This is a genomic window from Streptomyces sp. NBC_00775, assembly GCF_036347135.1.
Taxonomy (GTDB): Bacteria; Actinomycetota; Actinomycetes; order Streptomycetales; family Streptomycetaceae; genus Streptomyces; species Streptomyces lutosisoli.
On record NZ_CP108938.1, the window covers coordinates 8,519,015 to 8,529,957 of the forward strand.

The 10,943-nt window shown below is 70.2% G+C and carries 9 protein-coding genes; all 9 read left to right on the forward strand.

Going from position 1 to position 10,943, the window contains the following annotated elements; genetic code table 11:
- The first annotated feature begins 192 nt into the window (after positions 1-192).
- Positions 193-1,053 (forward strand): amino acid ABC transporter permease, encoded by an 861-nt coding sequence (locus OIC96_RS37835; protein WP_330303511.1) that lies wholly within the window; start codon positions 193-195, stop codon positions 1,051-1,053.
- Positions 1,050-2,831, forward strand: coding sequence for an FAD/NAD(P)-binding protein (locus OIC96_RS37840; protein WP_330303510.1), 1,782 nt, complete (start codon positions 1,050-1,052; stop codon positions 2,829-2,831). The genes OIC96_RS37835 and OIC96_RS37840 overlap by 4 nt, the downstream gene beginning before the upstream one ends.
- An 83-nt stretch (positions 2,832-2,914) precedes the next feature.
- A complete protein-coding gene (locus OIC96_RS37845) occupies positions 2,915-3,709 on the forward strand; it encodes an amino acid ABC transporter ATP-binding protein (protein WP_330303509.1) in 795 nt (264 codons plus the stop codon).
- Positions 3,710-3,765: 56 nt separating this feature from the next.
- Positions 3,766-4,845 (forward strand): LLM class flavin-dependent oxidoreductase, encoded by a 1,080-nt coding sequence (locus OIC96_RS37850; protein WP_330303508.1) that lies wholly within the window; start codon positions 3,766-3,768, stop codon positions 4,843-4,845.
- Complete coding sequence (locus tag OIC96_RS37855; RefSeq protein WP_330303507.1) at positions 4,842-6,146, forward strand: NtaA/DmoA family FMN-dependent monooxygenase; 1,305 nt, start codon at positions 4,842-4,844, stop codon at positions 6,144-6,146. Before OIC96_RS37850 ends, OIC96_RS37855 begins: the two co-directional genes overlap by 4 nt.
- Before the next feature lie 4 nt (positions 6,147-6,150).
- Positions 6,151-6,933: a DUF1684 domain-containing protein gene (locus tag OIC96_RS37860; protein ID WP_330303506.1), complete on the forward strand. Its 783-nt coding sequence runs from the start codon at positions 6,151-6,153 to the stop codon at positions 6,931-6,933.
- 266 nt (positions 6,934-7,199) lie between these two features.
- Positions 7,200-8,099 (forward strand): S1 family peptidase, encoded by a 900-nt coding sequence (locus OIC96_RS37865; RefSeq protein ID WP_330303505.1) that lies wholly within the window; start codon positions 7,200-7,202, stop codon positions 8,097-8,099.
- A 230-nt stretch (positions 8,100-8,329) separates the two neighbouring features.
- Positions 8,330-9,211, forward strand: coding sequence for a slipin family protein (locus tag OIC96_RS37870; protein WP_330303504.1), 882 nt, complete (start codon positions 8,330-8,332; stop codon positions 9,209-9,211).
- Positions 9,212-9,553: 342 nt separating this feature from the next.
- Complete coding sequence (locus OIC96_RS37875) at positions 9,554-10,636, forward strand: S1 family peptidase (RefSeq protein ID WP_406501443.1); 1,083 nt, start codon at positions 9,554-9,556, stop codon at positions 10,634-10,636.
- Positions 10,637-10,943 lie beyond the last annotated feature (307 nt).

Here is a 10,943-nt window from a genome sequence, read left to right on the forward strand (position 1 = left end):
ACAGGCATCCGTTTCCGCGTCAACTGCGCTGAGACGTAACGCTCACAGTATGGACAGCCTTGACAGTGAGGGGAAACGCCCCCGTACTCTCGGTGGACGGTCCTGCTGAGGGGCTCGGCCGTATGCGCCCCCTGGCGCTCCGTGTGAAGGCATCAGCCGCGTTCGATCCCTGACGCATCACGGAGCCTTCGCATGTCCTCCGACACCCTGACCAAGGCCGCCTCGGCCACACCTGAAGACCCGGAAGACGCCGCGCCCCTGCGCATCGTCCCGCGCCGCCGTCCCGGCCTGTGGACCACCGCCGTCGTCGTGCTGGTGCTGCTCGGGCTGGTCCTCAACTCCGTCGTACGCAATGACGCGTTCCAGTGGGACGTCGTCGGCGACTACTTCACCTCGGCCTCCGTGCTGCGCGGCCTCTGGCTCACCCTCTGGCTGACCGCGGTCGTGATGGCGCTCGGCTTCGCCCTCGGCACCCTGCTCGCCGCGTTCCGGCTCTCCACCAACCCCGTTCTGAGGGCGGTGAGTTGGGGATACGTCTGGCTGTTCCGGTCGATGCCGATCCTGGTGCAGCTGTTGTTCTGGTTCAACATCGGGGTGCTGTACCCGCAGATCCTCGGCGTGAAGACGGTGAACCTGCTCGGCCCGGTCACCGTCGCCGTCGTCGGACTCACCCTGCACGAGGCCGCGTACGCCGCCGAGGTGGTGCGCGGCGGCATCCTCTCCGTCGACCGAGGCCAGATCGAGGCCGCGCAGGCGCTGGGCCTCAGCCAGTGGCGCCGCTGGTGGAGGATCGTGCTGCCGCAGGCGATGCGCTCCATCGTGCCGCCCGCCGGGAACATGCTGATCGGCACCCTCAAGGGCACCTCCATCGTCAGCGTCATCGCCGTGCAGGACCTGCTGTACTCCGTGCAGCTCGTGTACCACCGCACCTACCAGGTCATGCCACTCCTGATGGTGGCCACACTCTGGTACGTCATCATCACCTCGGTGCTGAGCGTCGGGCAGTACTACGTCGAGCGGCACTACGCGCGCGGTTCGGGGCACGGCCGATGAGCACAGGACGACCCTCGCTGGTGATCGTGGGGGCCGGGCCGCGGGGGACCGGTCTCCTGGAGCGGATCGCCGCCAACGCGCCCGAAATGTACGGCGATTGGGGCACACAAGGCCTGGAAGGGTTCGACATCCATCTCGTCGACCCCTGTCCGCCGGGCGCCGGACGCGTATGGCGCGAGGAGCAGTCGCCGCTGCTGTGGATGAACTCCGAGGCCCAGGACGTCACGATGTTCACCGACGAGACGGTGGACATGGCCGGGCCGGTGCTCGAAGGACCCACCCTGCACGAATGGGCGCGCCTCGACGGGCGCACCTTCGCGGACCGGCCACGCCAGGGCGCGTACCTGCGCTGGGTGTACGAGCGTGCCGTGGCCGCCCTGCCGCCGGGCATCCGGGTCCAGCACCACCCGCGCCGCGCCCTGCGCGTGGGTGGGCCCCGCGAGGGGCGCCAGCAGGTGTGGCTGGAGGGCCTGCCGCGACCGCTGCACGCTGATCTCGTCGTGCTGACCCTCGGCCACCTCGACGCCGAACTCGACGACGAACAGCGCGAGTTGGCCGCTTACGCGCGCGAGCACGGGCTCGTCCATCTGCCGCCGGACTTCACCGCCGACAGCGACCTGTCTGCGCTGAAACCGGGCGAACCCGTCCTCGTCCGCGGCTTCGGGCTCGCCTTCGTCGATCTGATGGTGCTGCTCACGGAGGGGCGCGGCGGGCGGTACGAGGACGGGGTCTACCACCCGTCCGGGCGGGAGCCGATCCTGCATGTCGGCTCCCGGCGAGGCGTCCCCTACCACTCCAAGATCGGCTACGGCTGGGAGGGCGAACGGCCCCCGCTGCCACGGTTCCTCGGGCCCGCCGAGATCGACGAACTCCTCGCGCGTCCCGGAGGCTTCGACTTCCGGCGGGACGTGTGGCCGCTGGTCGAGAAGGAGCTGGGGTTCGCGCACTACCACCGGCTGTTCACCGCGCACCCCGAGCGCACCCGCGCCGCCTGGACGGACTTCGAGGAGAAGTACGCGGCCGGCGACGGCGCCGAGATCCAGGCGCTGGTGGCGTCCACCGTGCCCGACCCCGCCGACCGGCTCGACCTGGCCGCCCTCGACCACCCGCTGGACGGGGTGCGGCACACCTCGTACGAGGAACTCCAGACCGGTCTGCGCGCGTACATCGAGGGTGATCTGAAGCGACGTCACCAGCCCTCGTACAGCCCGGACTTGGCCGTCTTCCTCGGACTGCTCTCCGTCTACGGCCAGCTGGTCCGGCTCGGTGACATCGGCTCGTGGTGGCACGGCTTCTTCAGCTCTCTGGCATCCGGGCCGCCCGGACCGCGGCTGCGGCAGATGCTCGCGCTGTCGCGGGCCGGGATCCTGAAGTTCGCCGGCGCCGACATGACCGTCACCGCCGAGGACGGGGTCTTCCGGGCGGGCAGCGCCACCGTGCCCGGCGTGACGACCGAGGCCCGCGCGCTCGTCGAGGCACGGTTGCCGCACCCCACGGTCGCGCGCACCCGGGACGCGCTGCTGCGGGATCTGTACGCCGACGGGGCCGCCGCGACCCCCGAGGGACTGCTCGCCGTCGACCCCTCCGACGGGCGGGTCCTGGACCGTTCCGGCACCCCGCACCCCCGGCGCTTCGCGCTCGGTCCGCACACCGATGCCCGGGGATCCGGCGCGTTCACCCGGCCGCGTACCGGTGGCCCGGCCTTCCGGCAGAACGACGCGACCGCGCGTGCCGCGCTGGCGTTCCTGCGCGACCTGTCCTGTCGCGCCGCCGCCTGAATGCGTCGCTGCCTGAACGCGTCGCCACCTGAACGCTCCGCGTATGCCCCCCACTTGAACGACACTCCCTGAAGGGACCCCCGATGAGCCCGCCGCTCACCAAGGACCAGCCGGTCTCCACCGCCATGGTCGACATCAGGTCCGTCCACAAGCGCTTCGGCTCGCTGGAGGTGCTCAAGGGCGTCGACCTCGAAGTGCGGGCCGGCGAGGTCACCGTGATCCTCGGCCCCTCCGGCTCCGGCAAGTCGACCCTGCTGCGCACCATCAACCACCTGGAGAAGGCCGACCGGGGCTGGATCAGCGTCGACGGCACGCTCGTCGGCTACCGGCGCTCCGGCGACAAGCTGTACGAGCTGCCCGAGCGCGAGATCCTCAAGCAGCGCACCCGGATCGGCTTCGTCTTCCAGAACTTCAACCTCTTCCCGCACCTCACGGTGCTGGACAACATCGTCGAGGCACCGGTCTCCGCCCTGAAGCGGCCCCGCAAGGACGTCGTCGAGACCGCGTGGAGGCTGCTCGACCGGGTCGGGCTCGCCGACAAGGCCGACGCCTACCCGAAGCAGTTGTCGGGCGGTCAGCAGCAGCGCGTCGCCATCGCCCGCGCGCTCGCCCTGGAACCGAGGCTGCTGCTCTTCGACGAGCCGACCTCGGCGCTCGACCCCGAGCTGGTCGGTGAAGTCCTCGACGTCATCAAGGACTTGGCCCACCAGGGCACCACGATGATCGTCGTCACGCACGAGATCGGGTTCGCCCGCGAGGTCGCCGACACCGTGGCCTTCATGGACGACGGCCGCATCGTCGAGCGGGGCGCCCCCGCCGACGTACTCGAACGGCCGCGGCACGAACGGACGCGGGCGTTTCTGTCGAAGGTGCTGTGAGGCATGACCGAGAGCTTCTGCTCAAGTGACCCGTGTTTACAGGAGGGTTCATCCGTATGACGTCATCGCCCGGCCGGGGGCTGCTGCACCTGGCCGCCGCCGTCGATCAGGAGTCGGCGTACGACGCCGGATCCCATGTCGAGCTGGCGCGGCTCGCGGAGCGCGGCGCGCTCGACTTCGTGACGCTCGGCGACACCTTCGCGCGGCCCGGACTCGACGCACTCTCGGTGCTGTCCCGCCTCGCGCCCGCCACCGGCCGGATCGGCCTGGTGCCGACCGTCACCACCACGCACACCGAGCCCTTCCACGTCCAGGCGGCCGTCGCGACCCTCGACTGGGTCAGCCGGGGCCGCGCCGGCTGGCGCATCGACGTGTCGACGACCGAGGGCGAGGCCCGGCTGTTCGGCCGGCGCCATGCCGCGCCCGCCGACGCGCTGTGGCAGGAGGCCGGGGAGGTCGCCGACGTGGCTGCCCGGCTCTGGGACAGCTGGGAGGACCACGCCGAGATACGCGACGAGGCCACGGGCCGTTTCATCGACCGGGACAAGCTGCACCACGTCGACTTCGAGGGCGCCGGCTTCTCCGTGAAGGGCCCCTCGATCGTGCCGCGGCCCCCGCAGGGCCACCCCGTACGGGTCGTCGACGCGACCGAGGGGCCCGCCCGGCGGACGGCGGCCCGGTACGCGGACGTGGCGCTCGTGCGGGTCGCCGGCCCGGCACAGGCGCGTGCCGTACGGGCCGAACTGCGGGACACCGCTGCCGAGTTCGGACGGAACCCCGACGACCTGCGTGTCCTCGCCGGGCTCACCGTCGATCTCGGTGACGGCGAGCGCGCGGCCGAGCCGGGCCACGGCGGCGGCGGTCCCCGGCAGACCGCGCAGGGCCCGCTGTACCGCGGCGGCCCCGTCGACCTCGCCGAGCTGATCGCCGCCTGGCACCGGGCCGACGCCGCCGACGGCTTCCACCTCACGCCCGTCGAGCCGCACCGTGACCTGGAGCGGCTCGTCAACGGAACGGTCGCGCTGCTCCAGCACCGCGGTCTGTTCCGCACCTTCTATCCGGGCAGCACGCTCAGGGAGCACCTGGGACTCGCCCGGCCCGCCAACCGGTACGCCGTGGCAGGGGGAACGTCATGACCGTACGGCCTCGTCAAGAGATGCACCTGGCGGCGTACTTCCCCGGCGTCAACAACACCACCGTCTGGACCGATCCGCGCTCGAAGTCGCAGATCGAGTTCGCCTCGTTCGAGCATCTCGCGCGCACCGCCGAACGCGGCCTCTTCGACTTCTTCTTCCTCGCCGAGGGGCTGCGGCTGCGCGAGCACAAGGGACGTATCCACGATCTCGATGTCGTGGGACGGCCGGAGTCGCTCACCGTACTGAACGCGCTCGCCGCCGTCACCGAGCGGCTCGGGCTCGCCGCCACGGTCAACGCGACCTTCAACGAGCCCTACGAACTCGCCCGCAGACTTGCCACGCTGGACCATCTCAGCGGGGGCCGGGCCGCCTGGAACGTGGTGACGTCGTCGGACGCGTTCACCGGGGAGAACTTCCGGCGCGGGGGCTATCTGGACCCGGCCGACCGGTACACCCGCGCCACCGAATTCGTCGAGACGGCAAGGGAGCTGTGGGACTCCTGGACGCCCGACGGTCTGCCCCGGCCCTTCGCGCACCGGGGCCGGCACTTCGACGTCGCGGGTGAGTTCACCGTGCCGCGCCCGCCGCAGGGGCACCCCGTCGTCATCCAGGCCGGGGACTCGGTGGAGGGCCGCGAGTTCGCCGCGTCCGCCGCCGATGTCGTCTTCACGCGGCACGACACGCTGGAGACGGGCCGCGTGTTCTACGCCGATGTGAAGGGGCGGCTCGCACGGTACGGACGGGCGCCCGAGGACCTGAAGATCATGCCCGGGGTCACCTTCGTGCTCGGCGACACGGCCGCCGAGGCGCAGGAGCGGGCCGCCGAGATCAGGCGGCAGCAGATCTCGCCGCAGCACGCGATCCTCACCCTGGAGCGGATCTGGGGCGTCGACCTCTCCTCGTACGACCCCGACGGCCCCCTTCCCGGCATCGACCCGGAACCGGAGCCGGCCCTGGCGCAGGGCCGGGTGCGCGTTGCCAACGCCCAGGCGGTCGCCGAGCAGTGGCGGACCCTGTCGCGTGAGAAGGGCCTGTCCATCCGGCAGACCGTCATCGAGGTCACCGGGCGGCAGTCCTTCATCGGCACCCCGGATGCGGTCGCGGCCGAGCTCGACGAGTTCGTGCGCGGCGACGCCGCCGACGGCTTCATCCTCGTACCGCATCTGACACCCGGCGGACTCGACGAGTTCGTGGACCGGGTGGTGCCGCTGCTCCAGGAGCGCGGCGCGTTCCGCACGGAATACACGGGCACGACGCTGCGCTCACACCTCGGGTTGACGCAGTCCGTATGGAAGGGTTGATCACATGACGACGGACGCATCCGAGGACTGGAAGCACTGGCACGAGCACCGCACCGAGACGGTGTCCGCGCCCTACGGGCCACTGGCGCTCACCGGCACGCACTGGATCGAGGACTATCCGGACGGGCGACTTCCGGACATCCCCGGGCTGTGGGCCGTCAAGGACGACGCGGTCGTCCTGACGGCGACGGCCGAGGACGGGCTCACCCTCGACGGGGAGCCCTTCACCGGCGAGGTCGTGCTCGACGCCGACCTCGGACCGGCGGCCGGGGCCCGCGTCGGACGCGGCGAGCGACGGTTCGTCGTCCTCGTGCGCGAAGGGATCTGGGGCGTACGCGACTACGATCCCGCTGCAGACGCGCGGGGGGCCTTCCAGGGCATCGAGGCCACCTCGTACGATCCGCGCTGGTCGGTGCCGGGGCACTTCACGCCGTACGGCGAGGACCGCACCGTACGCGTCGAGAACGCCGACGGAGTCGCGCGCGGCCTCGGGCTCGGCGGTGTCCTCGCCTTCACCCTGGACGGACAGGACCTCACGCTCCAGGTGTCGGTCGAGAACGACGGCTCGCTGTGGGCCGTCTTCGCCGACGCCACCAGCGGGGACAGCAGTTACCGCTTCCGGTTCCTGCGCCCCGCCGCGCCCGACGCCGAGGGGCGTACGACGGTGGACTTCAACCGGACCGTGCTCCCGCCGTGCGCATTCGCCGACCACTTCGTCTGCCCGTTCCCGCCGCCCGGGAATACGCTGGGCGCGGCCGTCGCGGCGGGGGAGCGTCACCTGCGCTGAGGCTTCCGGGACTTCCGAAGGCTTGTGGGGACTCCGAGGTGTTGTCGGAGGCGAGCGATCAACTTCCGCGGGGCGTACGCAAGTTGAACGCTGCACGGCCGAAAGGCGCCCTTGCGCCGGTCGGCCGTGCCGCCGAATACTCCCCCACAGCGCTTGTCAGGGGCACGGCTTGTCCGGAATCCGGATGGGCGGGCCCCCGGCTGCGCCTCACGGGCCCCATACCCCACGACATGAGGGCCCCCGACTTCCCTTCGGAGGAACGAAACGTGAGGATCAAGCGCACCACCCCCCGCAGCGGCATAGCGAGACGGACCCGGCTGATCGCCGTCACCACCGGGCTCGTGGCCGCCGCATCGTTCGCGATCCCCAGCGCGAACGCAGCCGACGTACACACCTTCAGCGCCACCCAGCTGAGTTCGGTGAACAAGTCGGTGCTCAAGTCCGACATCGCGGGCACGGCCTGGGCCGTCGACAGCAAGACGAACCGCGTCGTCGTCACCGTCGACAGCACGGTCTCGAAGGCCGAGATCGCGAAGATCAAGAAGGACGCGGGCGGCAACGCCGCCGCCCTCACCATCAAGCACACCTCGGGCAAGTTCAAGAAGCTGATCACCGGCGGCGACGCCATCTACGGCGGCGCCTACCGCTGTTCGCTCGGCTTCAACGTGCACAGCGGGAGCACCTACTACTTCCTGACCGCCGGCCACTGCGGTGAGGTCGCCTCCACCTGGTACTCCAACTCCGGTCACACCACGACGCTGGGCACGAACGTCAGCTACAGCTTCCCGACCAACGACTTCGCGCTGGTGAAGTACACCAACACCTCGATCGCACACCCGAGCGCGGTCGGCAGCCAGACCATCAGCAGCGCGGCCACGCCCAGCGTGGGCACCACCGTCTACCGTCGTGGCTCGACCACCGGCACGCACAGCGGCCGGGTCACCGCCCTGAACGCCACGGTCAACTACGGCAGCGGCGACGTGGTCTACCAGATGATCCAGACCACGGTGTGCGCCGAGGGCGGCGACAGTGGCGGTCCGCTCTACGCGGGTACCGTCGCCTACGGTCTGACCTCCGGCGGCAGCGGCGACTGCACCTCCGGCGGTACGACCTTCTTCCAGCCGGTCACCGAGGCGCTGAGCTACTACGGCGTGAGCGTCGGCTGACCGACCGGTCGACTGATCGACAGGCCGGCTGACTGGCCGCTACCCCCCACATACGGCTTCCGCACGGCCAGACCTGCAGCCAGCAGCAGGCGAGCCCCCGCACGCAACTGACGTGCGGGGGCTCGCCCTTGGTCAGGTGGCGGAGTTACCGTCGAAGTACACGCTGTACACGTCTGATCCGTGCACGCTGTACACGCCTGATGCGCCACTTCGGACCCTGGGGGGCCGTGATGGTCGGTGAACTGGTGGCGGCGGGAGTCTCCGTCGCATCCGTGGGGCTGGTCTATGTGATGGCCGGGGCCCGTGTGGTCAAACAGTACGAACGGGGCGTGGTGCTGCGGCTCGGCAGGCTGCGCTCGGAAGTGCGCGGTCCCGGGTTCACGATGGTCGTGCCCTTCGTCGACCGGCTTCGTAAGGTCAACATGCAGATCGTGACGATGCCGGTGCCCGCGCAGGACGGCATCACCCGGGACAACGTCACGGTCCGGGTGGACGCCGTCATCTACTTCAAGGTGATCGACGCCGCCGACGCGGTCATCCAGGTCGAGGACTACCGCTTCGCCGTCTCGCAGATGGCGCAGACCTCGCTGCGGTCGATCATCGGCAAGAGCGACCTGGACGATCTGCTGTCCAACCGCGAGAAGCTCAACCAGGGCCTGGAGCTGATGATCGACAGCCCGGCCATGGGCTGGGGTGTGCAGATCGACCGCGTCGAGATCAAGGACGTGTCGCTGCCGGAGACGATGAAGCGGTCGATGGCCCGGCAGGCCGAGGCCGACCGTGAGCGGCGAGCCCGGGTCATCAACGCGGACGCGGAGCTCCAGGCGTCGAAGAAGCTCGCGGAGGCCGCCGGAGTGATGTCGGAGCAGCCCGCGGCACTCCAACTGCGTCTGCTGCAGACGGTGGTGGCGGTCGCGGCCGAGAAGAACTCGACGCTCGTACTGCCCTTCCCGGTGGAGCTGCTGCGGTTCCTGGAGCGGGCGCAACCGTCGGCCCCTCCGGCGCCCGAGCAGTCACCTCCCGCGGTCCAGCAACCGGTGCAGGAGCAACTGCCGTCCATGGAAGCCCCCTTGGATCAGGGCGCCGAAGGGTCGAAAACCAGACAGGACTAGTCCTCACAGGCCGCATAGCGACCACACGCGCGGAGTGTTTGCACAGGGAACCCACGTGGTGTGACAACGCACGGTCAAGGCGCCGGGGGCGCACGCCTGTTGGCGCAGGGACGTCCAGAAGTCGACCTTGTGTGCCCCCTGTGCGCCTCGGAATAGTGGGCGGCGAACAACTGGCATGGACGCGGCTCGACGCGGTCCGAAGCCGCTTTTGGCGCGCTCTGATGCTGCCTTTGGCGCGGTCTGACGCCGCTTTTTGTCGTGCGCCGGGTTCATGTCCGTACGCCTTCCGGTCGGGGAGGTCCCCATTGCCACCCCGACCGACCCCCCACAGGAGGACGTGAGTTGAAGCACCGACGCATACCCAAGCGGCGTGCCGTGATGGCGGGTGCGGGCATCGCCGCACTCGTCGCCGCCGGAGTCACCTTCCAGACTGCGAACGCGAGCGAGGCCCCGAAGACCCCGGCGCCCCACACGCTCTCGATCGCGGCGGCCGGAAAGCTCGCCTCGACCCTCGGCGAGGACCTCGGCGCCGACGCGGCGGGAACGTATTACGACGCGAAGTCCCAGCACCTCGTGGTCAACGTGCTCGACGAGGCCGCGGCCAAGACCGTCGCGGCGGCCGGCGCCAGGGCCAGAATCGTCGAGAACTCCCTCGCCGAGCTGAAGAGCGCCCGTACGACGCTCAAGAAGGACGCGACCATCCCCGGCACGTCCTGGGCGACCGACCCGGGGACCAACAAGGTCGTCGTCACCGCCGACCGTACGGTCTCCCCGGCCGAGTGGGCCAAGCTGACCAAGGTCGTCGACGCGCTCGGCTCCACGGCCGAACTCCAGCGCACGAAGGGGGAGTTCAAGCCCTTCATCGCGGGCGGCGACGCCATCAGCGGCTCCGGCGGGCGCTGCTCGCTCGGCTTCAACGTGGTCAAGGACGGGCAGCCGTACTTCATCACCGCCGGGCACTGCACCGAGGCGATCTCCACCTGGTCGGACTCCAGCGGCAACCAGATCGGCACGAACGAGCAGTCCAGCTTCCCGGACAACGACTTCGGCCTGGTCAAGTACACCGCGAACGTCGACCACCCGAGCGCGGTCGACCTCTACAACGGCTCCTCGCAGCCCATCACCAAGGCGGGCGCCGCGACCGTCGGTGAGAAGGTGACCCGCAGCGGTTCGACGACCCAGGTGCACAGCGGCACGGTCACCGGCCTGGACGCCACCGTGAACTACGGCAACGGCGACATCGTCAACGGGCTCATCCAGACCGACGTCTGCGCCGAGCCCGGTGACAGTGGCGGCTCGCTGTTCGACGGCGACACCGCGATCGGCCTCACCTCCGGCGGCAGCGGCGACTGCACCTCGGGCGGCGAGACCTTCTTCCAGCCGGTCACCGAGGCGCTCTCGACGTTCGGTGCGCAGATCGGCTGACGGCTCGCACCATTTGACGGAGCCCCGTCCTCGCTTGTGCGGGGGCGGGGCTTTCGCGTAGCGCCGTACAGAACGAAGCACCGTACAGAAGGTGCGGGCCGTGTGTGGCTGGTCGCGCAGTTCCCCGCGCCCCTTAAGGGGCGCGTTCGTGCGCCGGAGTTTGCTGGTTCAGCCTTGGTGGTGCCCGCTGGATTGATCACCAGGGCGCCGTCGGCGGCTGTCTGTGTCATGTCCCCCCGGTCCGGGTGGTCCGGTGTTTGCGCAGGTGGGGCGGGCCCGAGCTGATGTCGCACAGTTGTTCGGAAAT

Excerpts from the sequence above, each read along its gene's own strand:
- OIC96_RS37835 (WP_330303511.1), top strand. The coding sequence starts at position 193 with ATGTCCTCCGACACCCTGACCAAGGCCGCCTCGGCCACACCTGAAGAC.
- OIC96_RS37840 (WP_330303510.1), top strand. The coding sequence starts at position 1,050 with ATGAGCACAGGACGACCCTCGCTGGTGATCGTGGGGGCCGGGCCGCGG.
- OIC96_RS37845 (WP_330303509.1), top strand. The coding sequence starts at position 2,915 with ATGAGCCCGCCGCTCACCAAGGACCAGCCGGTCTCCACCGCCATGGTC.
- OIC96_RS37850 (WP_330303508.1), top strand. The coding sequence starts at position 3,766 with ATGACGTCATCGCCCGGCCGGGGGCTGCTGCACCTGGCCGCCGCCGTC.
- OIC96_RS37855 (WP_330303507.1), top strand. The coding sequence starts at position 4,842 with ATGACCGTACGGCCTCGTCAAGAGATGCACCTGGCGGCGTACTTCCCC.
- OIC96_RS37860 (WP_330303506.1), top strand. The coding sequence starts at position 6,151 with ATGACGACGGACGCATCCGAGGACTGGAAGCACTGGCACGAGCACCGC.
- OIC96_RS37870 (WP_330303504.1), top strand. The coding sequence starts at position 8,330 with ATGGTCGGTGAACTGGTGGCGGCGGGAGTCTCCGTCGCATCCGTGGGG.